This window comes from Kitasatospora sp. MAA4, from assembly GCF_029893355.1.
Taxonomy (GTDB): Bacteria; Actinomycetota; Actinomycetes; order Streptomycetales; family Streptomycetaceae; genus Kitasatospora.
Window position 1 is genome coordinate 172813 of the sequence record NZ_JARZAI010000009.1, and the last position, 26186, is coordinate 198998.

Annotated in this window: 24 protein-coding genes and 1 pseudogene; 15 read left to right on the plus strand and 10 right to left on the minus strand. The window is 74.2% G+C overall.

Annotated features, from left to right (window positions below; all coding sequences use genetic code 11):
- Window positions 1-6: 6 nt before the first annotated feature.
- From P3T37_RS14820 to P3T37_RS14830, 3 genes and pseudogenes are all read right to left on the minus strand, one after another.
- Window positions 7-1925: pseudogene (locus P3T37_RS14820) on the minus strand (trypsin-like peptidase domain-containing protein); the annotation flags it as partial.
- Complete coding sequence (locus P3T37_RS14825; RefSeq protein ID WP_280724075.1) at window positions 1922-2275, minus strand: CU044_2847 family protein; 354 nt, start codon at window positions 2273-2275, stop codon at window positions 1922-1924. The gene P3T37_RS14825 and the pseudogene P3T37_RS14820, both read right to left, overlap by 4 nt.
- 121 nt (window positions 2276-2396) lie before the next feature.
- Window positions 2397-3185 carry a lysoplasmalogenase gene (locus P3T37_RS14830; protein ID WP_280724076.1) on the minus strand — a complete coding sequence of 263 codons (789 nt, stop codon included), beginning with the start codon at window positions 3183-3185 and terminating at the stop codon, window positions 2397-2399.
- Between the two features lie 136 nt (window positions 3186-3321).
- Here P3T37_RS14830 and P3T37_RS14835 point away from each other — a divergent pair, with 136 nt between their 5' ends.
- Window positions 3322-5181 (plus strand): DUF2398 family protein, encoded by a 1860-nt coding sequence (locus P3T37_RS14835; RefSeq protein ID WP_280724077.1) that lies wholly within the window; start codon window positions 3322-3324, stop codon window positions 5179-5181.
- A 7-nt stretch (window positions 5182-5188) separates the two neighbouring features.
- On the opposite strand, the gene P3T37_RS14840 is transcribed toward P3T37_RS14835, so the two are convergent.
- The 6 genes from P3T37_RS14840 to P3T37_RS14865 form a co-directional block, all read right to left on the minus strand.
- On the minus strand, window positions 5189-5431 hold the full coding sequence (locus P3T37_RS14840) for a hypothetical protein (protein WP_280724078.1): 243 nt from the start codon (window positions 5429-5431) through the stop codon (window positions 5189-5191).
- Between the two features lie 109 nt (window positions 5432-5540).
- The gene (locus P3T37_RS14845) at window positions 5541-6638 is read right to left on the minus strand and encodes a hypothetical protein (RefSeq protein WP_280724079.1); all 1098 of its coding nucleotides are present in this window, start codon (window positions 6636-6638) and stop codon (window positions 5541-5543) included.
- Between the two features lie 219 nt (window positions 6639-6857).
- Window positions 6858-7484, minus strand: coding sequence for a TetR/AcrR family transcriptional regulator (locus P3T37_RS14850; protein WP_280724080.1), 627 nt, complete (start codon window positions 7482-7484; stop codon window positions 6858-6860).
- An 86-nt stretch (window positions 7485-7570) separates the two neighbouring features.
- Complete coding sequence (locus tag P3T37_RS14855) at window positions 7571-8485, minus strand: acyl-CoA thioesterase II (protein ID WP_280724081.1); 915 nt, start codon at window positions 8483-8485, stop codon at window positions 7571-7573.
- A gap of 44 nt (window positions 8486-8529) precedes the next feature.
- Complete coding sequence (locus P3T37_RS14860; RefSeq protein ID WP_280724170.1) at window positions 8530-9711, minus strand: MBL fold metallo-hydrolase; 1182 nt, start codon at window positions 9709-9711, stop codon at window positions 8530-8532.
- 236 nt (window positions 9712-9947) lie between these two features.
- On the minus strand, window positions 9948-10400 hold the full coding sequence (locus P3T37_RS14865; RefSeq protein ID WP_280724082.1) for a MaoC family dehydratase: 453 nt from the start codon (window positions 10398-10400) through the stop codon (window positions 9948-9950).
- A gap of 224 nt (window positions 10401-10624) precedes the next feature.
- Here P3T37_RS14865 and P3T37_RS14870 point away from each other — a divergent pair, with 224 nt between their 5' ends.
- From P3T37_RS14870 to P3T37_RS14935, 14 genes are all read left to right on the plus strand, one after another.
- Complete coding sequence (locus tag P3T37_RS14870; RefSeq protein WP_280724083.1) at window positions 10625-11470, plus strand: hypothetical protein; 846 nt, start codon at window positions 10625-10627, stop codon at window positions 11468-11470.
- Window positions 11471-11827: 357 nt separating this feature from the next.
- Window positions 11828-12226 carry a hypothetical protein gene (locus P3T37_RS14875; protein ID WP_280724084.1) on the plus strand — a complete coding sequence of 133 codons (399 nt, stop codon included), beginning with the start codon at window positions 11828-11830 and terminating at the stop codon, window positions 12224-12226.
- Window positions 12220-13212, plus strand: a complete 993-nt coding sequence (locus tag P3T37_RS14880) for a hypothetical protein (RefSeq protein WP_280724085.1) — start codon at window positions 12220-12222, stop codon at window positions 13210-13212. The genes P3T37_RS14875 and P3T37_RS14880 overlap by 7 nt, the downstream gene beginning before the upstream one ends.
- Window positions 13213-13325: 113 nt before the next feature.
- Complete coding sequence (locus P3T37_RS14885) at window positions 13326-14159, plus strand: SAF domain-containing protein (protein WP_280724086.1); 834 nt, start codon at window positions 13326-13328, stop codon at window positions 14157-14159.
- The gene (locus P3T37_RS14890; protein ID WP_280724087.1) at window positions 14159-15379 is read left to right on the plus strand and encodes a hypothetical protein; all 1221 of its coding nucleotides are present in this window, start codon (window positions 14159-14161) and stop codon (window positions 15377-15379) included. Before P3T37_RS14885 ends, P3T37_RS14890 begins: the two co-directional genes overlap by 1 nt.
- Window positions 15380-15383: 4 nt before the next feature.
- Complete coding sequence (locus P3T37_RS14895; protein WP_280724088.1) at window positions 15384-17102, plus strand: ATPase, T2SS/T4P/T4SS family; 1719 nt, start codon at window positions 15384-15386, stop codon at window positions 17100-17102.
- Complete coding sequence (locus P3T37_RS14900; RefSeq protein ID WP_280724089.1) at window positions 17102-18067, plus strand: type II secretion system F family protein; 966 nt, start codon at window positions 17102-17104, stop codon at window positions 18065-18067. Before P3T37_RS14895 ends, P3T37_RS14900 begins: the two co-directional genes overlap by 1 nt.
- Window positions 18064-18951 carry a hypothetical protein gene (locus tag P3T37_RS14905; RefSeq protein ID WP_280724090.1) on the plus strand — a complete coding sequence of 296 codons (888 nt, stop codon included), beginning with the start codon at window positions 18064-18066 and terminating at the stop codon, window positions 18949-18951. Before P3T37_RS14900 ends, P3T37_RS14905 begins: the two co-directional genes overlap by 4 nt.
- Before the next feature lie 77 nt (window positions 18952-19028).
- Window positions 19029-19304, plus strand: a complete 276-nt coding sequence (locus P3T37_RS14910; RefSeq protein ID WP_280724091.1) for a hypothetical protein — start codon at window positions 19029-19031, stop codon at window positions 19302-19304.
- The gene (locus tag P3T37_RS14915; protein ID WP_280724092.1) at window positions 19301-19693 is read left to right on the plus strand and encodes a pilus assembly protein; all 393 of its coding nucleotides are present in this window, start codon (window positions 19301-19303) and stop codon (window positions 19691-19693) included. Before P3T37_RS14910 ends, P3T37_RS14915 begins: the two co-directional genes overlap by 4 nt.
- A 14-nt stretch (window positions 19694-19707) precedes the next feature.
- Window positions 19708-20145 carry a TadE/TadG family type IV pilus assembly protein gene (locus P3T37_RS14920; protein WP_280724093.1) on the plus strand — a complete coding sequence of 146 codons (438 nt, stop codon included), beginning with the start codon at window positions 19708-19710 and terminating at the stop codon, window positions 20143-20145.
- 25 nt (window positions 20146-20170) lie between these two features.
- Entirely contained in the window at window positions 20171-20611 is a 441-nt protein-coding gene (locus P3T37_RS14925) for a hypothetical protein (protein WP_280724094.1), read from the plus strand.
- Entirely contained in the window at window positions 20611-24387 is a 3777-nt protein-coding gene (locus P3T37_RS14930; protein WP_280724095.1) for a BTAD domain-containing putative transcriptional regulator, read from the plus strand. Before P3T37_RS14925 ends, P3T37_RS14930 begins: the two co-directional genes overlap by 1 nt.
- Before the next feature lie 108 nt (window positions 24388-24495).
- The gene (locus P3T37_RS14935) at window positions 24496-25383 is read left to right on the plus strand and encodes a DUF4190 domain-containing protein (protein ID WP_280724096.1); all 888 of its coding nucleotides are present in this window, start codon (window positions 24496-24498) and stop codon (window positions 25381-25383) included.
- Between the two features lie 24 nt (window positions 25384-25407).
- Here the strand turns inward: P3T37_RS14935 and P3T37_RS14940 are convergent, their stop codons facing one another.
- Entirely contained in the window at window positions 25408-26178 is a 771-nt protein-coding gene (locus tag P3T37_RS14940) for a class I SAM-dependent methyltransferase (protein ID WP_280724097.1), read from the minus strand.
- Window positions 26179-26186 lie beyond the last annotated feature (8 nt).

The following is a 26186-nucleotide window of genomic DNA, read 5'->3' on the forward strand; positions in this document are numbered from 1 at the left end:
CCACGCCAGGAAGGAGCGGTCCGCAGCCACCAGCTCCCTGGTGGTCTCCCACGCCGTGATCACCGCCTCGTGGGCGAACTCGACGCGCTGGCCCTCGCCCTTGCGCTGGTCCTCGCCCTTGCGCTGGCCCTTGCCCTTGCCCTCGGGTTGGTCCTTGCCCCCGGGTTGGTCCTCGCGCTTGCGCTGGTCCTTGCCCTCGGGTTGGTGCTGGCCCCGGATCACCAGGAGCCTGGCCCGGGCCAGGCTCCTGGTGATGTCCCATTCCTGGGGATCGATCTCGGTGCGGTAGGCGGCGCGGCGCACCGGCGCGGACGTGCCGGCCGGTATCCGCACCAGGCGGGTCAGCAGCCGCTTGGCGGCCTCCCGGTCCGCGTCCGGTACGAGGGCACCCCACTGCTCCTTCGCACAGTGGTTGAGGGCGCCGGCGACACCGCCGAGCAGGGTGTACTCCTGGTAGGTGATCAGTCCGCCCCTGCACCGCCGCCAAACTGGTCGAGGGTGAAGCCGAGCAGCGGCAGGATGCCGGGCTCGGATCCGGCGTCGGCCAGAATGCGCTCGACCAGCCTGTCTTCGTAGAAGGCGCCGGGGACCGCGTCGACCGGCTTGGAGATGACCTCGCGCAGCTGGTCGGGGCGCATCGGTTGGAGCGCCTGGATCTTCTTGCCGACCAGCTTGCCCAGGCGCGAGTGCTTGAGGGCGTGCTCCAGGAGGTCGGCGCGAAGGGTGGCCAGCACAGCGACGTTGTCGGGGGTGTTCGGGCCGTCCAGCACCTCGGCCAGCTCGGCGATGGCGCTGTCGCTCTGGTCGAGGAGCTCCTCGAACTGGTCGAGCACGATCAGCAGTCGTTTGCGCGACTGCAGTTCCAGGATCCGGAACGCGGTCTCGCGCAGCCCTCGGGTCGCGAGCTCCTCGGTCAGGGCGGTGATCCTGGCCGGGCGATCGGCTTCGGACAACTCCGGGCTCTGCAAGGGCAGCAGGGCCGCGGCCAGGGCGCGCAGTGCGGTGTTGTAGGCGGCGAAGTGGACCACCACGGCGCAGTCACCGGCCTTGCGTCGCCTGGGGATGACGCCCGCCAGGGCCAGTGACGACTTGCCGCAGCCGGACGGGCCGACCAGCGTGGTCCAGGGCTCGGCCGCGGTGATCTTGGCGACCTTGTCGGCATCGTCGTCCCGCCCGAAGTAGACCTCGGTGTCGGACTCCTGGAAGGCCTTCAGTCCGCGAAACGGCGAGGGCGGCTCGGCGAGCGGTTCCAATGAGGGCGGCTCGGTGAGTGGTTCCAGTTCGGGCCAGGCCGAGATCAGCACCTTGGTCGGGATCAGATAGCTGACCGGCGGGTTGCCCGCCTCCGCGACTGCCATCAGGCCCACCACGCCGCCGAGTTCCTTGTCCCAGACCGCGGTGCCGCTGAAACCCGCCGACACCCGGTGGCCCTGCCCGGACAGATCCAGCTGCACCCACTGGTCGGCCTGCTGTGCCCGAAGGACTCCGCGGTGCCACACCCCTCCGGGACGCCCCTGCGGGAACCCGAAGACCCGTGCCTGGTGGTCCCAAGTCTCTTGCGGGCCCGTCTTGATCAGCCTTATCGGGCGAGTGCCGGGAAGTGGGGCATCCAGCGCGAGCACAGCCAGATCGACGCTGGCCGGCTGCGCCGGACCCCAGACCCGCACACTCGCCCTCCCGGGCACCGGTTCCTGCCCTGGCACGGCCAACAGGGCAGCGTCGAGCGTGAGTTGTGCGCCTTCGGGTGGCGTCTCGCCACCGGGCAGCCCGAGTGCCGTGCTCACCACGTGGGCACAGGTGAGCACCAGGTCCTCGGTCACCAGGAAGCCGACGCCGACCGACCCGCCCTGCGAGCCGTGGACACGCAGCAGCGCTGCGTGCAGCACCGCCGGATCCCCGGCGGGCGACGACTCGGGATCGGTCACAGCGCCGTACCCGCCTCCGCGGCCTGAGGTCGCCAGGTGAGCGAGACCTTGAAGTTGGCCTGCGCCGTGGTGGTCGAGATGACCAGATCGGCTTCGGCGGACATCGACAGGCCGAACTCCAGCGAGATCTCCTCCGGCGCCTGCGCCATCCCTCCCAGCCCCTCGACGAAGCTCTCCGCGACCGGCCTGATGCCCGCCAGCATCTCACCGAGCGAGCGTGCCGCACGCGCCGCGACCTGACCGGGGCGGGAGACCTGCACCAGCCCGTCGCCGGCCGACTCGACCTCGACCCTCACCAGCTGCGGCGGCCCGGCCTCCCCCTCGACCGGAAGTTCCACCAAGTACCTCACGTCTGCCCCTTTTCACGTAGCCGCGGCTCATGGGCACCGCCATGAACACCGTCAACTTAGACAAGGGGTTGGCGCCGCGTCAGCCGAACGCGCACACGATCAAGGACCCGGGGGCGGTCACCTACGCCTGCGCTGCCTCCGCCTCCTCCTCGGCCCTGAGGGCGGCGGTGGCCAGCAGGTACTGGGCGGCGACGTAGGTCGACATGATCCAGAACTCGTGGCCCGGCAGCTCGCGCCAGCCGGCGATCCGGGTGGCGATCAGGGTGTCCGAGAGCAGGAAGAGCCCGCCGCCGAGCCCGGCCCGCAGGCCCAGGCCCGCCGAGGTCACGGCGGTGGAGGCGAGCAGCAGGCTGTAGCCGGCCACCGGGATCTTCAGGTCGCCGAGGCCCGGCCAGAGCTGGCTGATCATCACCGCCCAGGCCGCCGCGTACGCCGCGGAGACCAGCGCGGTGCGCCGCCGGTCGGTCAGCGCGCCCTGCTTGGCGAACATCGCGACGTAGCAGACGTGCGCCGCCGCGAACGAGCCCATGCCGGCCAGGAAGGCGCCCTCGCTGTCGAACTGCAGCAGGGTGTCGCCGACCGCGCTGGCCAGCAGCGCCGGGGCCAGCAGCTGGGCCGGCCGCCGGGCGGGTGCGGGGGCGGGGGCTGCCGCTGAGTTCAGCCCGGTGCGCCTCGGCACGCGGGTGCTCAGCACATGGGCGGCGAGCAGCGGCATCAGGGCCGGCTTGGTGGCCAGCTCGAGCGCCTTGGTGTCCGTCAGGAGTGAGCCCAGGTGCGCGGCGGAGGTGGCCGCGAAGGCGCCCAGCAGGCCGCGGGCCCGTCCGGCCAACCTCCCGGCAGTCGTTGCGGTCGCTGCCGTTGCGGCGGTGGCGGTTCGGGTGGACAGGCTGTTCAGCAGCAGGTTGGGCATGAGCGGCACCCTAGGCGACGGCGAAGGGCCAGCGAAAGGGTTGTTACCCACGCGTAGCTCCTTTCTGCCCAGGAGGTCCCGAGCCCGCGAAGGTCGTCAACTAGGCTGTTCCCCGACATGGTGGAGCGGGACGGACATGCCGGGCGTGAGCGGGTCGCCCGGCGGCACGGCGGAGGGGCACGTGAACGGGGGCGGAGGGCTGGGCGGAACCGACCTGTCCGCTCGCGCGGGCGCGCCTGCCGGGCCGTGGAGCATCGCGCTGACCGAAGTCGACGCTGTGGGGGATGTCCTGACGTTGCTCCAGCCTGATCCGGGCCCTGAACCTGTCCCGGATCCGCTGCCGTCGACCCTCGCCGAGCCAGGCTCCACCGGACCGCTCGGCCGGCGGGCAGCCGAGTCGAACCATGGCGCGGCGCGCGAGTCCGCCCGCGACCTCGTGCAGCTCGCCCGGCGGTTCGCCCGGGCGGACGAGCAGCAGGCCCACGACCTCTTCGCGGCCGTCTTCGGTCTCTACGGCGCCCGGCACTTCGGCATCGCCCCCGCGCCGGACGCCGCCGACCTCGGCCGGGTCAGCTGGTGGCACGGTCCCACCGTGCACCGGCCGGTCGACCTGGCCTGCCTCCTGCCGGTGCAGGCCCGTCGGGCCCGCCGCCGTCCGGCCGCGCCCGCTGCGGACCTGCCGGGCGCCGACCGGCTGAACCCGGGCCGCCACCGCAAGCCGGAGCTGCGGCTCGCCGCGCTCGCCTCCCTCGCCGCCGAGCGGCCGGGCGCGGCCGAGGAGCCGCCGGACCCGGCCCTCGGCGTCGAACGCCGGGTCGCCGCCCGGATGCTGCTCGCCCACCCGCTGGTCACCGCCACCGGCCCGCACGCGGAGGCCTTCGCGCTGATCCGGCGCCACGCCGACTGGCTGGCCGAGCGCTTCGAGCGGCTGCTCGGCTATCCGCTGGTGGTCACCGCGGGCTTCGCCCGGCTGCACAAGGCGGGCATCGGCCCGGGAGCGCTGCGCCGGCTCGACCTGGACGGCGTCCCCTGCCGGCCCGAGACGTACGCGGCGCTGGCGCTGGCCCTCTCCGTCCTGCCGACCGGACCGGACAGCCGGCCGGCCGGGCAGCTCGCCGAGGTGATCGCGGTCGCCGCCGGTGCGGCCGGCATCGGCCCGGTGGTGGGTCCGGCGGGCATCGGCCCGGCGGCGGTGTCGGCGGCGCTCGCGCTGCTGACCAGGTGGCAGGTTCTGACCCCGACCGGGCAGGGACCGGACGGCGTGCTGGCGGTCGACCGGGAGCTCGCGGCGGTGCTGGGCGCGGTCCCGGCCGAGCCGGTCGGCGCGGCGGCGGGCGAGCCGGCCGTCGACGTCCCGGTGGCCGTGCGCCGCCGGCTGGCCGAGACGCCCGTGGTGCTGCTCTGCGAGCTGACCGCGCTGGAGCGGGAGTGGCTCTGGGAGTCGCGCCGGTGCGAGGCGGAGACCTTCGCGGAGTTCCTGGGCCTGACGGCGGAGATCCGGAGCGAGGGCGTCGCCCTGCTCGACCCGGCCGGCGAGCTGACGGATCTTCGGCTGCCCTCCGCCGCCGCGCCGGCCCACGCCGCGCTGCTGCTGGTGGAGCACCTGGTCGACCAGCTGCGCCCGCTGCCCGACCCCGCGGCCGACGGCGCCGGGGTGCCGGCCGTCACCGGGGTGCCGATCCCCGAGGCGCTGATAGACGGCACCCTGGGCGACGTCGCCGACGAGTACGGCGCGGCGGCCGGCTGGGGCCGGGACCACCTCGCGGACCGTGCCGCGTTCCGCCGCGAGGTGCTGGACCTGCTGCACCGGATGCGGCTGATCGCGCCGCTCGAACAGCGGGTGCACGGCGACGGGTCCGAGGAGGCAGCAGGCCCGCGCGGGCGGTCGGCGGGGGGCTGGATGCTGCTGGCCCCGGCCGCCCGGTACGCCGCTCAGGCCGAGCTGCGGCCGGTGCCCGGCACCGGTCGGCACTCCCGCCGCGAAGAGCTGTCCTGACGGGAGTTCAGTGCGAGCCGATGGCGGCCGCGACGGTCCCCTGCTGCACGGTCTCGACGGTCGCACCCACGCCGAGCGTGCCGAGCGCGACGGAGGCCGCCACCGCCGCGCAGGCGAGGAAGCGGCGGTGGCGCTGCGGAAGCGGGAAGCGCGGGGAGCCGTCGGGGCCGTCCGGACGGGGAGCGTCCGGAGCGCCGGGAGCGGCGGCGGGCCCCAGCGGCCCGTAGGAGGGTGACAGTCGGTCGTCCATGGTGGCGAGCATTCCAGTCGGGTGTTAAACGATGACTACACAGGGGTGAACGCCGCACCCGTCTCACAAGGCGAAACGGGACATCGCCGCTGCTTGGAAGATGCGCAGGTCAGCGGCGTGGGCGCGGGCGGAGAACGGCGGGGACGGCCGCGGCGAGCAGCTGCTGCGCCAGGCCGTAGAAGAAGATCGGCAGCAGTACGGCGGGATGCCCGCCGAACTGGCTGCCGGCCAGCGCGGCCGCTGCGCTGGTGTTGTTCATGCCGGTGGCCAGGGTCAGCGCGGCCGCCTCGCCCGGGCCCGGGTGGGCCCGCCGGGCGGCGAACCAGGCGCACCAGCCGACCAGGAACGGCGCCGCGCAGATCCCGGCGCCGGCCACCAGGGCGAGCCCGACCAGGTCCGGGTTGGGCCGCAGCGCGATCTCGCCGAAGACTCCGGCGGCGTTGAGGCAGGTCAGGCCGAGCGCGTTGAGCAGGCCGAGCAGGCGCAGCCAGGGCAGCGCGGCGGCGCGCGGGCGCCCGCCGCCCAGCCGTCCGGTCAACCGGCGGGCCAGCAGGCCGGCCAGACAGGGCAGCGCCACCCAGACGATCATGAACCGGCAGGTGGCGTCCGCGTGGGCCAGGGTGTCCAGGATCTCGCGCGGGCCGGTGTTCTCCGGCTCCTCCGCCAGGGCCAGGCCGAGCGGCACGGTGAGCGGGCTGAGCAGGGTGGTCGCCAGGACCAGGCCGAGGCTGAGCGGGACGTCCGCCTGAGCCTTGGCGCCCCAGGTCTGCGCGGCACCCGCCACCGGCATGGTCGCGGTCAGCGAGAGCCCGACCACCAGCCAGAGCGCCTGGTGCTGCTCGGGCCAGCAGTCGGCCGCCCGTTCGGCGCCCAGCAGCACCACCATCCGCAGCACCAGGGCGACGGCCAGGCCGGCCAGCAGCAGTCCGGGCCGCAGCATCACCCGCGCCAGATCGACCAGCTGGACCTCGAAACCGCCGATGAACATCGCTGTGACCAGCATCAGCATCGGCGGGGTGACGCCCGGCAGCGGGTGGCTGTGCCGCAGGAACGTCACCGGAGTGTGCAGCGCGCAGCCGATCACACAGGCGAACAGGGTGATCGGCACCAGGCGGGCGCGCAGCGCCCGGTCGGTGGCCTGGCCGCGCCGGCCGGGGGTGCGGAGCGGGCGAGTGGCGGGGGGTGCGCTGACCGTCTGGACGGACATGCTGGTGGGCCTTCGGAGCGGGAAGCGGGACAGCGGGCGGCTGTCAGCATGCCACTCATCTGACTGTCTGTAATGCTCGGTAGCTCTCGGTCATATCCGATGGTCGGGGCGTCGGCCCGGGCACGGCAAGGGAGTTGGCCGTGCCACCGGCGCCCCGCACGGTGGCTGACGAGCCGTCGAATTCACCCGCCCGGGGGAGCGTGTCGCTACCCGGCCGCCTCAGGCCGTCCCGTACGGCGCCAGCACCAGGCGCACCACGTCCTCCAGCCGCCGCCGGGCATCGCCCAGGGTGGCCCGGCCCGTCACCCAGGCGGTCAGCTCGCCCTGCCAGGCGTGCGCCACGATCTGGCTCACCAGGGCGCTCTCGGTCGGCGGCACCTCGACCATCACCGCCTGCAGCGCCAGCGCGTCGGCCCGCGCCATGCCCTGCAGTGCCTCGCTGGCGAACGGGTCGGTGGAGGCCGCCACGCTCACCCGCAGCCGGGCCAGCTCGGGCTGGCGCTGGTAGGCCCGCATGCCGTTGCGCACGAAGCGGAGCATCCGGTCCGCGGGCCCGGGCGGCGCCTGCGGACCGGGCAGGCCGCGCGGTTCGCAGGCCAGATCGACGAGCAGCAGCCGGTGCCATTCGGCGATGGCGGTGGCGAGCAGGTGCTCCTTGGAGGAGAAGTAGCGGTAGGCCGTCCCCAGGGCCACTCCCGAGCGCTCGCAGACCTGTTTCATCTGGAGCTTCTCGACGCCGGTCTCGTTCACCAGGGCGAGCGCGGCCGCGATCAGGCTCCGGCGGCGTTCCAGCTGGCGGGGCGACATCGCCTCGATCGGACGGGGTGACAGGTCAACACTGGTCACCCGCACCATGATACGGGCCGCCCGGTGGCGTGAGTATGACGCCTGGGTGACGTGCTCGCGCCCGCCGGAGCGCTCAGCTCGACGGCTCAGCTCAGCCGGCGCTCGCGCAGCAGGGTCTCCTGGACGGCCGAGGCCACCAGGACGCCGTTCCGGTCGTAGAACTCGCCCAGGGCCAGCCCCCGGCCGTCCGCCGCCGACGGGCTGCGCTGGGCGAAGAGCAGCCACTGGTCGGCGCGGAACGGGCGGTGGAACCACATCGCGTGGTCCAGCGAGGCCAGCGTCACCGTGGTGGCCGGCGGCTCGGTGCGCTGGAGCCGGGGCCGCTGGAGGTGCAGCGCGGTGGTGGAGGCCAGCGTCAGGTCCGAGAGGTAGGTCAGCGCGCAGACCTGGAGCAGCTGGTCGTCGGCCGGCAGCGGCGAGCGGCTGCGCAGCCAGACGAACTGCTGCGGCACGCCCGGGATCTCCGGCGGCACGCCCGGTGCGTCGTCCGGGATGAACCGGATGTCCAGCGAGTGGAAGCCCGAGGCGGTGCTCGGGTCCGCCGCCTCGGCCTCCTCGCGGGCCTGGAACGGGTTGGGCAGCTCCTCGGGGCCGGGCACCTGCGGCATGGTGGGCCGGCGGTCGGTCGACTCCTCGGCGCGCTTGAAGGAGGCGGAGAGCGTGAAGATCGCCTCGCCCCGCTGGACCGCCGTCACGCGCCGGGTGGCGTAGGAGAGCCCGTCGCGGATCCGCTCCACCTCGTAGACGATCGGGCGGGTCGGATCGCCGGGGCGCAGGAAGTAGCCGTGCAGCGAGTGCACCGAGCGCTCGGTCTCCAGGGTGCGCCCGCCGGCGGTCAGCGCCTGGGCGGCCACCTGGCCGCCGAACGCCCGCAGCGGCGCGCCGGCGTGGCAGCTGCCCCGGAACAGGTTCTTGTCCAACTCCTCGATCCGGAGCAGGTCCGTGAAGGATCTCAGGGCCAGGGGTTCGGACTGCTGCTCCGCCGCTGTTGCTTCTGTCATCCGCTCATAGTGGCAGAAGCCCGCCGGGTGCACTGTGAGCTGGGTTACCAGCGCGTTTCTGCAACAGGTTCCACCTGCTGGGGATCCTGGGCCGCGTGGGTGGTGACCGGGGTGGGGGCGCTGGGACGGACGTCGCCGGCCGGGACGGCCACCGTGCGCCACCAGGGCGTCGGCTCGGGTGCGTCGGCCGGTTCGAAAGGCGCCCCCGGGAGCGGCACGGCGAGGGTGGCGCCGAGCCGCAGGGCGGCGGTCAGGGTCCGCTCGACGGGCTCCTCCCACGGGTGCGGCGCCAGGTTGAAGGTGCACCAGTGGATCGGCAGCAGCAGCGCGCCGGCGGCGTCCAGGTGGGCCCGGACGCCCTCCTCCGGGGTCATGTGCACCTCGGGCCAGAAGTCGCTGTAGGCGCCGATCTGCATCATCGTCGCGTCGAACGGGCCCAGTCGGCGGCCGATCTCGGCGAAGCCGGGGAAGTAGCCGCTGTCCCCGCTGTGGAAGACCCGGTGCCGTGGCCCGGCCACCGCCCAGGAGGCCCAGAGCAGGTTCGGGTTGGTCCGTGGGCCGCGGGAGCAGTAGTGCCGGGCCGGAGTGGCGGTCAGCGTCAGGCCGGCCACCTCGGCCGACTCCCACCAGTCCAGTTCGGTGATCCGCCCGGCCGGCACGCCCCAGTGCTCCAGGTGCGCGCCGACGCCCAGCGGCGCCGCGAAGTGCGCGCCGCTGCCGATCAGGGCGCGCACGGTGGTCATGTCGAGGTGGTCGTAGTGGTCGTGCGAGATCACCACGACGTCGACCGGCCCGAGGTCGGCCAGCCGGATCGGCATCGGGTGCAGCCGCTTGGGGCCGATCCCGGGGAAGGGGGAGCACCGCTCGCCCCAGACCGGGTCGAAGAGCACCCGGCGGCCGTCCAGTTCGGCCAGTACGGTGGCGTGGCCCAGCCAGGTCAGCCGCAGCCCGGAGACGGGCGGCGCCGCGAGGTCCGCGGCGCGCAGCGGGTGCAGCGGGATCGGGGCGGCGGGCGCCCGGCGGGCGCGGCCGGAGGCCAGTTGGGCCCGGGTGATCTCCAGCGGCGAGCGCTCGTAGACCAGCCGCCGGGTCGGCACGGGGTTGCGGAAGGCGCCGTCGACGAAGTGCGGGCTGCGCCGGATCCGCTCCAGGCGCTCGCCGGCGGGCTCGGCACCGAAGGCGGCCGTCCGCACCCGGTGCCAGCCGGCGGTCGACAGCTCGCGCAGGGCGGCGGCCGGGGCGGGTGCGGTGTCGGGGGTCAGTCCGCGCGGCCGGTCGGTGCCGGTGGAGAGCAGGCCGGAGACTCGGGAGTACCAGGGGACGGGGCCGGGCACGGCACCTCCAAGAGCGGGACACCGGACGTACGATCGACATCTCATCGGGAGACTACCCGTACCGCTGGCGCCGGGCCCGCTGGATTTCCGGCAGCGCCCTCCGTTCGGGGCGCTGCCCCGATGAGCCGTCAGACGTAGAAGCGGGTGATCGTCTCCGCGACGCAGTGCGGCTTGGCACTGCCCTCGCTCACGATGGTGAACCGCACCACGGCCTGCTTGCCGCCGGTCACCTCGGTCAGCGAGAGCAGCTCGGCGGTGGCCCGCACCGCGCTGCCGACCGGCACCGGGGCGGGGAAACGCACCTTGTCGGAGCCGTAGTTGACCGCCATCCGGACGCCGCCGACGCCGTAGCACTCCTTGGCCAGCAGCGGGATCAGCGAGAGCGTCAGGTAGCCGTGCGCGATCGGCCCGCCGAACGGGCCGGACTTGGCGCGCTCCGGGTCGGTGTGGATCCACTGGTGGTCACCGGTGGCCTCGGCGAAGAGATCGACCTGCTCCTGGGTCACCGTGTGCCACTGGCTGGTACCGAGCTCGGTGCCGACCGCCGCGGTCAGCTCGTCGAGGGTGGCGAACGTCGTCATGACTGCGCTCCTGAGGGCCGCTGGGGACTGCGGACGGGCGGACGGCCTTCCGCCCGTCCGGGGGAGCGTAGTCCTACCCGCCGGTCACCTGGCGGCGGGGCCCGGGCGCTGGCGCTGACCCGATCGAGGTTGTTCCGGTCGAGAGTCACCACGAGTGGACCGCCGTGCGGCAGAGTGTGGCGGGCAGAGTACGGCAGGGGCCGGCGGCAAAGTGGGGTGCGGGCATGACGGGTGGCGTCGAACTCGTGGTGATCGGTGCGGACGGCGGTCCGGAGCGCAGCTACGGCGGCTCCGCGGAGGCCGCGCACGGCGCCCGGCTGCTGGCCGCGGCACTCCCCGGGGTCTGCTTCGACACCGGCTCGCACGGCTGCCGGGTCACCCTGGTGCCGCCGGACGCCGACGCGAACGCCATGCTGACCGCCCTGCGCGCGGCGGCCGCCAGACCGGGCCGGTGGCTGGTGGTCTGCCTGCTGGGCCAGTTGACGGCCGACCAGCGCGGCCGCCGGCTGGCGCTGGTCACCGCCGGCAGCACCCCGGACAACGCCTACCGGCGCGGCCTGGCCTGGGACTGGGTGGTCAGCGCCATGGTGCACGGCGCGGCGGACCAGGCGCTGCTGCTGGTCGACGCGGTGGCGGCCCCGGAGACCTGGGCCGCGATCGGCGGGGTCGACGGCGAGCAGGGCGTGGCCGAGCTGCTCGCGCACTCCCGGGTGCCGCTCTGGGGCCGGGTCGGCCCGTACCCGAGCGGGCGCCGAAGCCGGGGCGCGGTGCTGCCCGGCGGTGAGGGCTCGTTCAGTTGGGCGCTGGGCCGGGTGCTGGAGCGCGGGGTTCCCGGGGCGCCGGCCACCGTCGGTCCGGCCGAACTGCATCCCGTCGTCGCAGCCGAGCTGGCCTGGGGTGAACTGGCGTCAGGTATCGGGGCGAGACTGCTTGTCCCTCCTTCGGGTGGCCGGTTGTTGATGCGCAATCGGGCCGCCGTGCGCGGTGCGCTGGCCGGATTGTCGGTTTCCGAAGAACTGTTGGCTGTTCTGTGGCGGGAAAGTGCCCCAACGGATCCACCTTCCGCGTAAGGTCAGGGGCCCAAGGTGTTGCCGTGGGCGGGTGGGTTGGCGAAGAATCGGTCTTCACTCGCACCAAGGCAGCAGTCAGACGTTTTCTGCCAACTTGGCCCAGCTGTAGGTCAGTCGCGGCAAGGTGGGGCTATGCGCCGTTGCAAGGCTTTGTTACGCCTGAGGGCGGTCGGGGTCGGTGCGGTGGCTCTGCTCACGCTTTTCCCGGCAGGTTGCGCCGCTGATCCGGCGGGAGTCGCGGCCCGGATCGGAACTCCCGGTCCCAGTGCGGCGGGTGGGATTGTGGTGGCGCCGTCGGGCTCTTCGGGCGATGGGGTGACAGCGCCCACCGACGGGCCCGAGGGAGCGGTGGGGCGCGTGGTGCTGAGGGCCTATCAGTCCTGGTGGACGGCGCAGGTGCAGGCGGACGCGCGCAGCGACTCGACCGGGGCGCAACTGCGCGTCTACTCCACCGGTGAGGCGTTGAGCGGTGTGCTGGCGACCCTGATCTCCCTGCACGAAGCGAAGTTGGTGATGAGCGGGACCCCCGTCAATTCACCGGTGGTGGCAAAACTCGATCTCACCGGCACTCCGCAGAGTGCGGTGGTCGAGGACTGCGTGGATGTCACCGGCTGGCACCAGGCCGATGCCGCGGACGGCTCGATCAAGGATCCGCCGCAGCGCCTGGAACGCTATGTCGCGAGTGCCGAGATGCGGACGAACGGCACTACCTGGATGGTCGTCGAGTTCAATCGCGAGGCAGGCCGGACATGTTGAGAGCGTCGAAGTCGGTTCGCCGAATTCCTGGTCAACTCCTGTTACTGATCGCCCTGCTGGCCGGATCGACGCTGCCCGCGTCGGCGGCCGGCCCGACGGGGGGGATCAATCCCTGCGTCAACCAGTCGGTCTGCATCGTGGTCACCAGCCCCGGGCAGAGCCCGGGGACCGGCGGCGGCGGGTCCAGCGGGGGTTCCAGCGGCGGGTCCGGCGGCACCCAGACCTGCACCTGGAACGGCAAGCAGTGGCCGTGCTGGGACCCGGACCTCGGTTTCTTCGACACCTCCGACGGCTGCTACTACAGCAAGAGCGACCCGCAGCCGCCGCCGAGCGACCCGGCCTGGGCCGGCAACGACCCCAAGACCGGCGCGATCTACGACAAGACCTGCCGGGACTCGGCGGGCGGCCTCAACCCCGAGGCCCCGGTCTGGGAGGCCAAGGAGCCGGGTGCCGCCGCGCCGCCGCCGGACCCTGGCGTGGTGGCCCAAATCGCCATCAAGAAGCTCCAGTTCGTCACTCCGGTGCCGCATACGGCGCCGGTCGGCACGGCGCTGGTCGGGGTGCCGGTCTGGTTCTGGTACGACGCCCCGAAGGGCACGCCGAACGCGGAGGTGACCGGCCCGCAGCCCCAGACGGCCGCGCTCGCGGGCATCTCGGTCACGGCGACCGCTGTGCTCACGGACGTGCAGTGGGACCTCGGCTACCACGATCCGGTGACCGGCACGGAGGTCATGCTCTCCTGCGCGGGCAAGGGCGCCGGCCACCCGTACGAGGCGGGCCTGGAGAAGAACCCGCCCGCGGACGCCTGCACCCAGGCGTATCCCAGGGCCTCGCCCGCGGCCGGCTACAACCTGACCGTGACCGAGTCCTGGGCCATCACCTCGGTCCTCACCGGCACCGACCAGGTCGCCTGGCCCGAGCTGGACCTCACGGTCGCCAGCAACCCGCTCGCGCTGAAGGTGAACGAACTGCAAGTCCTGAACTGACCCCTGGGCCGACGGACGGCCGCCGACTGCCCCCGGCGAGCGCCCGTCGACCCGAACAGCCCACCCCGTACCCGTAGTCGGCACAGCCCCCCAGCAAGGAAGGCCGAAGTCCGGTGGAGAACCGCACATTCCCGTCCCCGACCCTCGGCACGCCCGCGTTCGGCCAGGACCAGCCGCCCGGCGCGGCCGGCTCGGGCCGCGGGGGACCGTCCGGCCCGGTCACCCCGTCGCGATCGCTGCGGGCCCGGCGACGGCGACCGGCGATGATCGCCATGGCCGCGGCGCTGATCGCGGCCGGCGGCCTCGGCGGAGCGGTGCTCTACAACAGCAGCGGGCAGCGGATCGCCGTGCTGGCGCTGGCCCGTGACGTCCCGTACGGGCAGCCGCTGACCGCCGACGACCTGGTGGTGGCGCGGATCGCCGGCGACCCGGTGCTGAACCCGGTGAGCGCCGCCGACCGGTCGCTGGCGATCGGCCAGCGCGCCACCACCGACCTGCACCGCGGCGCGCTGCTGCTGCCCGCGGACCTCACCCGCGCGCTGGTGGTCAAGCCGAGCGACCAGGTGGTGGGCCTCGCGGTCAAGCCGAGCCAGCTGCCGGCCGGCGGGCTGGAGCCGGGGCAGCAGGTGATCGTGGTGCTGACCGCCGACCTGTCGGCGCCGGCGGGTCAGGGCGCCGCCGGTGCCGGTGCGCCCGCCGCGGCCCCGCAGGCTCCGGCGACGCTGGGCGCGGTGGTCGCGTACGTCGGGAAGGCCGGCAACGACGGCAGCCAGGTGGTCGACGTCGCGATCGCGCCCGGCAACGGGCCGACGCTGGCCGCGTGGGTGGCGGGCGGGCATTTCCAGGTGATCCTGGCCCCGCGCGCGACGGCGTCGTCCGGATCGCCGTCGCCCTCGCCCGTGCCCTCGGGTTCGGGTGCGCCGGGGACCGGCGGGGGGGCTGCCTGATGGCGGTGATCGCGATCGTCGGCGGTCCCGGCGCCCCCGGAGCCACCACCACCGCCCTGGCCCTGCTGCTCTGCTGGCCGCTGGCGCCCGGCCGCAAGGTCCTGCTGGTCGAGTGCGATCCGGACGGCGGGGCGGCCCTGGCCGGCGCGCTGGAGGGCCGGGTCGAGGCGGTCTACGGGCTGCGCAACCTCGCCGTGGCGGACCGGCGCGGCCTGCTCGCCGAGGCGCTCTGGGAGCAACTGGTGGACATCTCGCCCACCGGCACCGGCGAGCGGCTGCTGCTGCCCGGCCTGACCGACCCGGCCCAGGCCGCCGGGCTCGCCTACACCTGGGAGCCGCTGGTCGAAGCGCTGCACGCGCTCGACGCGCGCGGCTACGACGTGCTGCTCGACCTCGGGCGCTCGGGGGCGACCGGCCCCAGCGCGGTGCTCGCGCGGCGGGCCGACGCCGTCCTGGTGACGCTGCGCAGCACGCTGCGCGGGCTCAGCGCGGCCCGGCCGCGACTGGCAGCGCTGAGCGAGGACCTGGCGGCCGCCGGCACCGGGGCGGACGCGCTCGGGCTGCTGGTGATCACCGAGGGGCCCTACCCGGCGGCGGACATCACCCGGGAGTTCGGGCTGCCGGTGCTGGGGCTGCTGCCGCACGCCGCCCGGACGGCGCACGTGCTGTCGGACGGCGGGGACAGCACGGACCGGCGCTTCGTGCGCTCGGAGCTGATGCGCACCGCGCGCACGGCGGCGGACCGGATCCAGGCGGTGGTCCAGCGGCGGCGCACCCGGCTCACCGCCACGGGCGCGGTGCCCGCTGCGCCCGCGCAGGTTGCCGGGTACGGGTGGGGCGCGCCGGAGGAGGCCCACCCGCTCGCGTACCCGGCGCCGCCGCAGGTGCAGGTACAGCAGGTCCCGCAGGTTCAGCAGGCCCCGCAGGTGCAGCAGCCGTACGCGGCGCCGTCCGGGCAGGTGTACGCACCGGAGCCGGAGCAGTCGTGGGGTGCGCCGTACGGCGAGCAGCCGTACGCCGTGCCGCAGACCGGCCCGGTGCGGACCGGTCCGGTCCGCCCTGCCTCCCCGGCGGCGGTGGTGCCGCAGCCCGCCGAGCCGTACCCGCCGCTGGCCGGCCTGGCGCCGCACCCGGCCGCGCCCGAGCAGTTCCGCGCGCAGCAGGACGGCCCGCAGCAGGACAATACGCAGACCCAGGGGGCGGTGCTCCGTGCGCGGTAGCCCGATGCACGAGCGTCCGGTCGGCGACCCGGCCGGGCTGCCGTGGTCGCCGATCGCCCCCAACCCGGCCGTCCACGACGTCCACGAACAGGCACCGGCGCAGGCCGGGCCGGTGATCCCGGGCCCGGTCCGCCCGTCCGCGCAGCCGGTCGGCCAGTTCCCGCCGCAGCCGCCCCGGTGGGCCCAGCCGCGGTCCGAGGTGCCGTTCGAGGCACCGTTCGAGGGCCAGCCGCGGCACGCCGCCGCCTCGCCGGCCGGCCTGCCCGTCCTGCCGGCCCTCGACCCCTGGGGAGCCGCCACCGCGCCGCCCGTCGACCAGCAGGTGGCCCGCGAGCTCAAGCGCCAGGTGGCGGCCGAACTGCACCAGCAGCTCTCGCGCCTGACGGGTAGTCACGGACTGGACGCGGACCGCGCCACCCGCCGCCAGCGCGGCCGGGCGCTGATCGAGGAGGCGGTGGCCCGCTGGTCCGACGCCTACGCCCAGAGCCACGGCGTGCCGCCGACCCGCGAGCAGGACCGCGCGCTCTCCGAGGCCGTCTACGACCTGCTCTTCCGGGCCGGCCGGCTCCAGCCGTACCTGGACGACCCGGAGATCGAGAACATCCTGATCAACGGCTGCGACGACGTCTGGATCTCCCGGGTCCACCAACCGCTGCGCCAGGTACCGCCGGTGGCCGACAGCGACGCCGAACTCGTCGAGATGCTCCAGGACCTGGCCCGTCAGCACGGCGGCGGCGAGCGCAGTCTGAGCACCGCCAGCCCGACCCTGGCGCTGCGCCTGGAGGGCGGCATGCGCCTGCAGGCGATGACCGAGGTGACCCCGCGCCCGTACGTCGCGATCCGCCGCCACCGGGTCGCCTCGGCGACGCTGTCCGACCTGGTGACGCTGGGCACCGTCGACCCGACCATCGCCGCCTTCCTGGCCGCCGCCATCCGGGCCCGGAAGAACGTGATCATCACCGGCACCCAGGGCGTCGGCAAGACCAGCCTGCTGCGCGCGATGGCGGCCGAGATCCCGCCGGACGAGCGGGTCGGCACGCTGGAGTCGGAGTTCGAGCTCTGGCTGCACACCCTGGGCCACCTGCGCCAGGTGGTCCCGATGGAGGCCCGCGAGGGCAACGGCGAGCGCGTCGACGGCAAGGTGGCCGGCGAGTTGACGATCGGCGAGCTGATCCCCGCCGCGCTGCGCATGACGCTCTCGCGGATCATCGTCGGCGAGGTCCGCTCCGGCGAGGTGGTCCCGATGCTGCGGGTGATGACCAACGGCGAGGGCGGCTCGATGTGCACGCTGCACGCGCGTGGCCCGCAGATGGTGGTCGACCGGATCGCCGAACTCTGCCTGGAGTACGGCTCGCACATGACCGACAGCCTCGCCTACCGGCTGATCGCCAATGCGATCGACCTGATCGTGCACGTGTCGATGGTCGACGAGACGGCGGTCGGCGGCCGGCGGCACCGGTTCGTCTCGCACGTCATGGAGATCACCGGCCTGGGCGAGCAGGGCCGCCCGGCGCTGAACACCGTCTTCGGGCCGCGCCCCGACCTGGGGGAGCCCCGCGCGGTCCCGCACACCCCGCCGAACTGCCTGGACGACCTGCGCCGGGCCGGCTTCGACGCCGGCCTGCTGCAGTCCGCGTACGGCACATGGAGTGCACCGCTCTCGTTGCGGATCGGTGGTCTCCCGACCTGGCAGGCCACCACCCGTCCGGAGGGACCACGCTGATGCTGCTCTACGCCCTGTGCGGGCTCCTGCTGGCCGGCGGCCTGGTCGCCCTCGCCGTCGGCCTCAACGGCAACCGCGCCGCCGAGCGCGCCGAACCCGGCCCGCTGGCCGGCCGGGCGCACGTCCTCTGGTACGGCGGGCCAGGTACCCCGAGCCCGCAGATGGTCCGGCGCCGCCGCGTCCAACTCGCCCTCACGCTCGTCTGCGCCCCGCTGGCCTGGCTGTTCAGCCGGATTCCGCTGACCCTGGGCCTGGTCCCGCTGGCCGTCTTCGGCCTGCCCTGGCTCTTCGCCGCCACCCGCTCCGACACCCGGCGGATCGTGCGACTGGAGGCGCTGGCCGAGTGGACCCAGCGGCTCGCCGACGTCCTGCTGCTCGGCGTCGGCCTCAACCAGGCGCTGCTCGGCAGCCGCAAGACGGCGCCCGCCGCGCTGGCCCCCGAGATCGAGGAGCTGGCCGCCCGGCTGCAGGCCCGCTGGCGGGCCGAGGACGCGCTGCGCGCCTTCGCCGACAGCCTGGCGGACGCCACCGCCGACAAGGTGCTCGCCGCGCTGCTGCTGCGGGCCGGCGGCAGCGGCCCAGGGCTGGCCCGCGCGCTCTCCGACCTGGCCGAGTCGGTCCGCGAGGAGGTCCGCCAGCGCCGCGCGATCGAGGCGGACCGCGCCAAGCACCGCACCACCATCCGCTGGCTGGTGACGATCATCCTCGGCGTGATCGTGGTGGGCTCCTTCAACGACCGCTACACCGCGCCGTACAGCTCCTACCAGGGGCAGGTGGTGCTCGGCATCCTGGCCGCGCTGTTTGTCGCGGTCCTGGCCTGGATGCGCTCACTGGCCCTGAACCCGCCGCTGCCACGGCTGTTGGAGCCCGACCGGCGCAGCCGGGTCGGCGCGCTGCCCGCGTCGGACGCGTCGGACGACGTGCAGGCCGACCCCGAGCTCCCGTTCCTGAAGGAGTACCAATGATCTCGCCGTGGGCCGTGCTGGCCGGCGCCGCCGCCGCCGGCGGAGTCGCCCTGCTGGTCGCCGAACTACGGCCCTCGCCACCGGACCTGGGCCAGGCACTGGACCGGCTGCACCGCGCGCCGGTCGAGCACCGCGCGGAGCGGGTGGACGAGGAGGCGACCTGGTACGACCGCCTCGGCGGACGCTCGCTGGTCTACGCGGGCACGCGGGTGCCGCGCCAGTCGCTGGCCCTGATCGGCCGTACCCCGGCCCGGTTCATGGCGCACAAGCTGCTCTTCGCGCTGATCGGCCTGCTGCTGCCCGGCTACCTCTCGGCGATGGCGGCGCTCGTCGGGATCAACCTGTCGGCGGTCCTGCCCGCGCTGCTCGGCGTGGCCCTCGCGGTGGGCGGCTGGCTGCTGCCGGACGCCATCGTGGAGAGCGAGGCCAAGGAGGCCAGGACCGAGTACCTGCACGGCATCGCGGCCTACCTCGAACTCGTCGCACTGGAACGGGCCTCCGACCACGGCCCCGCCGAGGCGATGCGGCGGGCGGCGGCGGTCGGCCGGGGCACCGTCTTCCGGCGGATCCGGGACGCCCTGGAGCGGGCCGCCACCGACCGGCTGCCCCCCTGGGACGGCCTGGACGGACTCGCCGACGAACTCGGCCTGACCCCCCTCCAGGACGTCGCCGACATCATGCGGCTCTCCGGCACCGACGGGGCCGCCGTGTACGACACCCTGCGGGCCCGATCCAAGGGCCTGCGCGACGAACTGCTCGCCGCGGAGCTGGCCAAGGCCGGCTCCGACAGCGAACAGATGGTGGCGCCCGGCGCCGCGCTCACGCTGCTGATGACCGTCCTGATCGTCTACCCGGCGCTGTACCAAATGCTCCATGTGTTCTGAAGTCCATGTGTGCTCCGAAGTCCACGCCGAACTCGATTCCGGCCCATCGGAATTCCGTCCATCTGGGAGAGCTGACCATGAAGACCCTGCGTACCCTGCGTACTCTGCCAGTCCTGCTGCTGGCCCCCCTGCTGCTGACCCTGCAGCTCGCCACCGCCCTGCTCCGGGTGCACGCCGGGCGCGCGCGCACGGCGCGGGCCGAGGGCGACCGCGGCGCGCTGAGCGTGGAGATGGCGCTGATCGTCATCGTGGTGATCGGGATCGCCGGAGTGGTGCTGGCCGCACTCACCTCGCTCGGCAAGTCCGTCGAGACCAAGGTCCCCTCCACGATTCCCGCGGGCGTCGGGCAGTGATCCGGGAGCGCCGCCGGGAGCGCGACAGCGGGGTCCTCAGCATCAGTCTCGCGCTCGTCTTCCCGGCGGTGCTCTTCCTGGTCGTCCTCGTCGCGCAGAGCTCACTGCTCTGGTACACCGACAGCGTGGCGCTCACCGCCGCGCGCGAGGGCGTCGACGCGGGACGCGCGTACGGCTCCTCCGACCAGGACGCGACCAGCCGCGCCCAGGCCTTCCTGGACCGCTTCGGCGGCCTGCTCGGGAAGCCGACGGTCGACACGCCCGTGCGAACCGCCACCGACATGACCGTCACCGTGCGCGTCGACCCGCTGATCCTGCTGCCCGGCTTCGACGGTCTGAAGATCACCCAGAGCGCCTCGGCGCCGATCGAGCGGTACGTGACGCCATGACGTGGCGTGAGGTCGTGAACAGGCGTCAGGACGCGCAGGCCGGCAGCCTGGCGATCGAGGCGGCGATGCTGGCGCCGGCCATTGTGCTGCTGTTCTGCCTGGTGGTCGCGATCGGGCGGCTGCAGACGGTCGGTGGCACGGTGGACGCCGCCGCGCGCGCCGGAGCGCGCAGCGCCTCGCTGGACCGCTCCGGCGCTCCGACGCAGCAGGTGGCCGCCGCCGCCGTCACCGACGCGCTGAAGCAGCAGGGCGTCGCCTGCCCCGATCCGCAGGTCGACGCCCGGCAGGTTCCGCTCCAGGTCCCCGGCGCGCAGCCGCTCACGCTGGTCGAAGTGGACGTCGAGTGCACGGTTTCGGTGAATGATCTGCTCCCGGTGGGGGTACTACCGGGCGGTGTGGTGCACATGCACGGAAGCTTCAAATCGGTCATCGACCGCTACCGGTCGCAGTAGTGCACCGCCGTGTGGGGGAGGGAACGTGAGGATCCGTCGAGACGCCCGTGACGCGGGCACCGTCTCGATCTTCGTGGCGCTCAGCGCCATGATGATGCTGCTGTTCATCGGCATCGTGCTGGACTGCGGCGGTCGGCTGCGCGCCACCGCCAACGCCGACGCGCTCGCCCAGGAGGCAGCCCGGGTCGGCGGGCAGCAGATCGACCAGGGCGCGCTGCTCGGCGGTCGGGGCTTCCTGATCGACACCACCGCGGCCTACGCCGCGGCCGACGCGTACCTCGCGCCGTACGGACTGCACGCCGAACCGCCGCCGCCCGACCAACCGCCCTCCGCCAGCATCACCATCACCATCGACACCACGTACGACACCGCCCTGCTGGGCCTGTTCAACACACCCACCCTGTCCGTGCAAGGCAAGGGCACCGCCACCCTCGTGCACGGAGTCGAGAAAGCGGGGGGCGCCTGATGGCCGCGCCACGAGCCAAGGTCCATGCCCGCCCGAGCGCCCAGGCCGCCGGCCGTCCGGGCGACTCCGCCGCCCCCGGGCGCGCCGCCGCCCGGCCGCCGGGGCGCCGGCGCAGCCCGTTGCGCTCGCTGCCGGGCGCGCTCGGCGCGCTGCTGGTGCTGGCCGTCCTGCTGGTCGGCGTCCCGGCGCTGCTCTACTACGGGACGACGTCGGTGGACGCCATGGGCGGAGCCGCCGGCGGGAACCTCTGGCAGGTGCTCAGCTCGCCCGACGACGGGCGGCTCTTCCTCTGGGCGCTGGTCGGCATCGGCTGGATCGGCTGGCTCTGCTTCGCACTCTCCGTGCTGCTGGAGATCCCGGCCCAGCTGCGCGGCCGGGTCGCCCGGCGGCTGCCGGCCTTCGGCTGGAGCCAGCGGATCGCGGCCGGACTGGTCGGCGCGGTGATCGCCCTGCTGCCGGTGGCCGGGGCCTCCTTCGCCGCCACCCCCGGGCAGTTGACCGCCGCGACGGCTCCGGCACAGCTCGCGCCCGCGCCGCAGTACGCCGCCCTGACGGCCGGTCCGGTGACCGCGCCCAGGACCGCGCTGCCCGCCGCGGACCCGCAGCAGCCCACCTACACGGTGCGCGACAGCCGTCCCGCCGACAGTCTCTGGTCGATCGCCGAGCGCCAACTCGGCTCCGGTGAACGCTGGCAGGAGATTACCAAGCTCAACGCCGGTCGGGTGATGGACGGTTCGGGGGCCCGCTTCGACGCGGACCGGCCGATCCAGCCGGGTTGGCAGCTGCTGATGCCGGTCGGCGCGGCGCCGGACGCCGCCCCGGCGCCCGCGCCTGTGCCCGCCGCGTCCGTACCCGGGCCGGCCGCAGGCGCGCACGACGCCACGACGACGGTCTGGGACGGGGACACGCTGTCCTCCATCGCGCTGCGGGAGATGGGGAGTTCGCAGGACTGGCCGCAACTCTTCGCGGCCAACAAGGGAGTGCAGGAGCCGGACGGAGAGCGGCTGACGGACCCGGACGTGGTGGTGGCGGGGACGGTGCTGACGGTCCCGGGGGGCGCTGCTGCTCCTGCTCCTGCTCCCGCTGCTGCCCCTGCACCGGCGCCGGCTCCGTCCGCGCCGGTGCTCGCCAACCCCGAGGCAGCGCCGCACCCTTCTGTTACGCCGCACCCCTCCGCCACGCCGCACCCTTCCGCTGCGCCGCGCTCGGAGGCTCACCCCGCCGCCAAGGCCGGAGGCGCCAAGGCCGAGGCGCCCAGCGGCGACTACACCGCCTCCCTGGAAGCCTCCGGAGTCGGCCTGCTGCTCGCCGCCGCGATGATCGGCGCGGTGGCCAACCGGCGCGTCATCCAGCAGCGCGCCCGCCGTCCCCGGCACCGGATCCTGATGCCGCCGGCGCCCGCCGCCGCCTTCGAGTCGGAGCTGAAGGCTCGTCAGAGCGGCACCGGGCTCGACCAGTTGAACCGTTCGCTGCGCACCCTGGCCCGCAACGTCAGCCGGACCGGCAAGCGCCTGCCCGCCCTCGCGGCCGTACGGGTGACCGCCGGCGGCACCATCGAACTGCACCTGGCGGCACCGGCCGTGCCGATCGCGCCGTTCCGCGCCGCGCACGCCGCCAACGTGTGGTGGTGTGCCAGCGACTCCGGCGACCTGCTCTCCGCCCAGCAGGCCGCCAAGGTCCCGGCGCCCTATCCGGCCCTGGTCACGCTCGGCAGCGCCGCCGACGGCGCGGCCGTGCTCGCCGACCTGGAGACGGTCCGCCTGCTGCACCTCAGCGGCCACCCCGACGACGCGCGCGGGGTGCTGCGCACCATCGCGCTGGAGCTGGCCCACAGCCCGCTGGCCGACAAGCTCAACCTGCACCTGATCGGCTTCGCCGACGACCTCCCGGTCTCCGACACCGTGGCCGACCGCGTGCACCGCTACCCCCACCTGGAGGCCGCACTGTCGGCGCTCGGCCCGCGCACCGCGAAGGCCAGGGCCTCGCTGGTCGCCGCCGGAGCCGCCCACCCCCGCGACGCCCGCAGCCGCGGCCACGCCGACGAGGCCTGGGTGCCGGAGATCGTGCTCTCCGCCCAGCCGCCCAGCGGCGCCGTCCCCGCCGAGCTCGGCCGCCTGCTGGACGGCCGTCCGCGCACCTGCCTGGCCGTCGTCACCCGGGCCCCCGAGCGCGGCGCCGGCCCGGTGGCCCGCTGGACCCTGCCGAGCGCCGGCGCGGCGAACCTGCCCGGACTCCACCTCTCGCTGCAACTCCAGCGGCTGACCGACGAACAATTCGGCCACTGGAGCGAGTTGATGCACACGTCCGGATCGGTGGAGCAACAGCCCGCGCCCACCTGGACGTTCGACGGCGAGGAGTTGGAGCCTGCCGATCTGCCCAGGCCCGTACCCGTGTTGGCGGGAGTCGGGGCCCCGGGCTCGGCGGCCGACGCACCGTTCGTCGGGGCGTCGCTGCCCGACGGCGTGCCGGAGGCCGGACCGCGGCTGATCGCCCGGCTGATCGGGACCGGCAGCAGCCCGTTCGCCACCATCGACCCGGCGGCCGCGCCCGGCGGTTCGGCCGGCTTCCCGAATGACCCGTACTCGGCCTCACCGCCGCCCACTCCCTCACCTTCCCTGCCCGTGTCCCCCTCGGGCCCGCTCTCGGGGCTGCCGCTCGACGCGCCGCCCCGGCACAGCATCAACAACCGCGGCCTGAAGGCCAACAGCGGACAGGTGGTCATCCCGGTCACCGCCCAGCTGCCGGAGTCCGCCGCCCCCGAACCGGCGCCCGAGCCCGCCTTCGAGCCCGCCTTCGAGCTCGCCCCGCCCGCCGAGCCCGCCCCCGTGCCCGAGCCCGCCCCCGTGCCCGACCCCACTCCCGAGCCCCTCCCCATGCACGGCGCCGCCCCGGCCCCCAGCGCCAGCGACCCCCGGGTGCCCGCCCGTCCCGAACCCGCCACGCCCGCGCCGACGCCGTCCACCATCAGCACGGTCACCGCGCGGACCGACGCCGACGACCTGCTTGCGATCCTCCGCTCGCCGGAGGCGCACGCCGTCCGCACCGCGCCCCGGGTCCGCCTGCTCGGCCCGGTCGACGTCCTCGGCGCCACCGGTCCGGCCGATCCCGCAGCCCTGTCCGGTCTCACCGAGCTGGCCGCCTACCTCGCCCTCAACCCGGGCGCCGACCCCGCCGCCGTGGACCGCGCACTCCACCCCGGCGACCATGCCCGCCCCGACCAGGCCCTGCCCGCCTCACTGCCGGAACTGGCCACCTGGTTCGGCGCGGCCCCCGACGGCCGCGCCTTCCTCCGATCGGACAGCCCCGACGGCTGCACCTTCGCACCCACCGTGACCTGCGACTGGGACGAGTTCCGCAGCCTCTACCGACGCGGCATGCGCAGCACCAGCACCACCGCCGACGCCGCGCTCGCCCACGCGCTCGCCCTGGTCCGCGGCGCCCCCTTCGCCGAGGCCCCGGCCACCACGTACGGCTGGGCCGAGGCGGCCCGCCAGGACATGCTCGCCGCCGTCGTCGACACCGCCCACGAACTGGCCGCCCGCCGCCTCCAGTACGGCGACCACCGCAGCGCCGAGGCAGCGGTCTTCCGCGGCCTCGCCGTCGCCCCCGACGTCGAACTCCTGCACCGCGACCTCTTCTACGCCTACGCCTCAGCCGGCGCCCGCGACCAACTCCTGAAAGCCGTCAACCGCCTGGACGCCCTCAGCCGCCGCACCGGCCGCAGCCTCGACCCCGACACCGTGGCCCTCCTGCGCGACCTCCTCTCCGGCGCCTGACAGGAGTCGGCCGGGGATCCGGGCGGCCGCGTCGGGACGTGTCCGTGATCCGCTAGAGTCCGGCCACGATCGAACAGCTGCGCGGGCAGCAGGCTTGGGGGCGGGAGCATGACGGACGCAGCGCAACCGGACGGCGGGGAAGCGGCAGCGCCGCAGGACGCTCGTCCCACCGACCCGTGGGCGGCACCGGGTACGCCGGGTGCCCCGTACGGGCCGCCGCCCGGCGCGGGCCAGTACCCTCACCCGTCCGCGCAGGTCGGGCCCTACCCCTACCCCTCCGACGGGCGCCCGGTGGTCGAGGGAACCAACGGGCTGGCCATCACCTCGCTGGTCACCGGGGTCACCTGCTGCCTCTGGCCGGCCGCACTGGGCTTCGGAATCGCCGCGCTGGTCCAACTCCGGCGTCGCCGCCAGCGCGGGATCGGGCTCGCCATCGCGGGCGTGGTGCTCGGGACACTCGGGCTGATCGCGGGGACGATGAGCGCGGTCTACGGCACCCTGAACTTCCACGTGAGCGCTCCCAGGACCGCGCCTTCAGCGCCTGTGCTGCCCGGGCCCGGCGACTCGGATGGCTCCACCGGTCTGACCCAGACTCAGCAGGACTTCGTGGACGACACCGCCGAGCTCGACATGCAGATCCGGGTGGTGAGTCGAACGGAGACCGACCGGGGGATGGCCCTTCAGGACTCGCAGGGCAATTCCCAGGTACTCATAGACACCTTGGAGCTGCTGGGCAGGAGGCAGTGGCCAACCGAGGTCAAGGGCCAGATCGCTACGCTGGTGAGCAGTCTTCAGGCCGACGAGACCGTATGGCAGGCGGCCGCCCTCAACACCGCCGACCCGGTGGGGGCCTTCCAGGCAGCCATGCAGACCAATGACCCTGCTGTTGCCCTGGCCACCGCCCGCAAGGCGTTCTCGCTCAATGAGAACAACCTGCCGGCCGACCCGGGCAGCAGCACACAGCCGAGCGCCGGCGCCACACCCGTCGCAGTCTGACGCGTAGGGCCGGTTCCGCGGTGGCTACCGGCTTCGAGCGGTCAGCAGCGGTTGGAAGAAGCCGCTGTCCTCGGGCCGGTGCCAGGTGGGTTCGGTGAATCCGGCGTCGATGACGAAGCCGGTGAGCTGCTCCCGGGTCAGCGCCCAGTAGGTGGTTCGGCGTACCCGGCTGGTCCACGCGTCGCCCTCGGGCAGCAGCTGGACGTGTTCGACGTCGTACCGTTGACCGTCGGCGTGCCAGTTCCACAGCTGGAAGGTGATCGTCCGTCCGGCGGGGGTGTGCGACACCTGGAGCGGAGTTGTGGTGGGGTGCGTGAGGCGGGCCTGCTCGTAGGGCCGGATGCTGAGCAGCAGAAGCCCGTCGGCGCGGAGCACTCGGTGCATGTCGGTCAGCGCGGCGTGGACGTCCTCGGCGGTGAGCAGGTGCGGAAGCGCGTTGTCGGCACACAGGACCGCGTCGAAACTCGTCGCCCGGAACGGCAGTTGGCGCATGTCCGCCGCGGTCGTCGGGAGGGCGACTCCGCGCGTTCCCGCTTCGCGTACGGCGCGGGCGGCCGCGGCGGGACTCAGGTCGCTGCCGGTGACGCGGTGTCCTCGCTGGGCCAGGCCGATGGCCTGGGTGCCGATTCCGCAGGCGCAGTCCAGCACCGTCTGTGCGGTGGCGCCCAGTTGCGCGGTGATGAGTTGGTCCAGGGCCGCGCCCTGGCGGGCGATGCCCGCGTCCCAGTCCTGGTAGATCAGGTGGTAGTCGGCGGTCAGCTGGTCGTAGAACTGCCGAACGGGATTCTCTGACATACGCCCCT

What these genes read in the sequence shown, in the direction of transcription:
- P3T37_RS14830 (WP_280724076.1), bottom strand. Translation starts at nt 3,185, where the DNA reads ATGCCCAACCTGCTGCTGAACAGCCTGTCCACCCGAACCGCCACCGCC.
- P3T37_RS14835 (WP_280724077.1), top strand. Translation starts at nt 3,322, where the DNA reads ATGCCGGGCGTGAGCGGGTCGCCCGGCGGCACGGCGGAGGGGCACGTG.
- P3T37_RS14840 (WP_280724078.1), bottom strand. Translation starts at nt 5,431, where the DNA reads ATGGACGACCGACTGTCACCCTCCTACGGGCCGCTGGGGCCCGCCGCC.
- P3T37_RS14845 (WP_280724079.1), bottom strand. Translation starts at nt 6,638, where the DNA reads ATGTCCGTCCAGACGGTCAGCGCACCCCCCGCCACTCGCCCGCTCCGC.
- P3T37_RS14855 (WP_280724081.1), bottom strand. Translation starts at nt 8,485, where the DNA reads ATGACAGAAGCAACAGCGGCGGAGCAGCAGTCCGAACCCCTGGCCCTG.
- P3T37_RS14865 (WP_280724082.1), bottom strand. Translation starts at nt 10,400, where the DNA reads ATGACGACGTTCGCCACCCTCGACGAGCTGACCGCGGCGGTCGGCACC.
- P3T37_RS14870 (WP_280724083.1), top strand. Translation starts at nt 10,625, where the DNA reads ATGACGGGTGGCGTCGAACTCGTGGTGATCGGTGCGGACGGCGGTCCG.
- P3T37_RS14880 (WP_280724085.1), top strand. Translation starts at nt 12,220, where the DNA reads ATGTTGAGAGCGTCGAAGTCGGTTCGCCGAATTCCTGGTCAACTCCTG.
- P3T37_RS14890 (WP_280724087.1), top strand. Translation starts at nt 14,159, where the DNA reads ATGGCGGTGATCGCGATCGTCGGCGGTCCCGGCGCCCCCGGAGCCACC.
- P3T37_RS14895 (WP_280724088.1), top strand. Translation starts at nt 15,384, where the DNA reads ATGCACGAGCGTCCGGTCGGCGACCCGGCCGGGCTGCCGTGGTCGCCG.
- P3T37_RS14900 (WP_280724089.1), top strand. Translation starts at nt 17,102, where the DNA reads ATGCTGCTCTACGCCCTGTGCGGGCTCCTGCTGGCCGGCGGCCTGGTC.
- P3T37_RS14905 (WP_280724090.1), top strand. Translation starts at nt 18,064, where the DNA reads ATGATCTCGCCGTGGGCCGTGCTGGCCGGCGCCGCCGCCGCCGGCGGA.
- P3T37_RS14910 (WP_280724091.1), top strand. Translation starts at nt 19,029, where the DNA reads ATGAAGACCCTGCGTACCCTGCGTACTCTGCCAGTCCTGCTGCTGGCC.
- P3T37_RS14930 (WP_280724095.1), top strand. Translation starts at nt 20,611, where the DNA reads ATGGCCGCGCCACGAGCCAAGGTCCATGCCCGCCCGAGCGCCCAGGCC.
- P3T37_RS14935 (WP_280724096.1), top strand. Translation starts at nt 24,496, where the DNA reads ATGACGGACGCAGCGCAACCGGACGGCGGGGAAGCGGCAGCGCCGCAG.
- P3T37_RS14940 (WP_280724097.1), bottom strand. Translation starts at nt 26,178, where the DNA reads ATGTCAGAGAATCCCGTTCGGCAGTTCTACGACCAGCTGACCGCCGAC.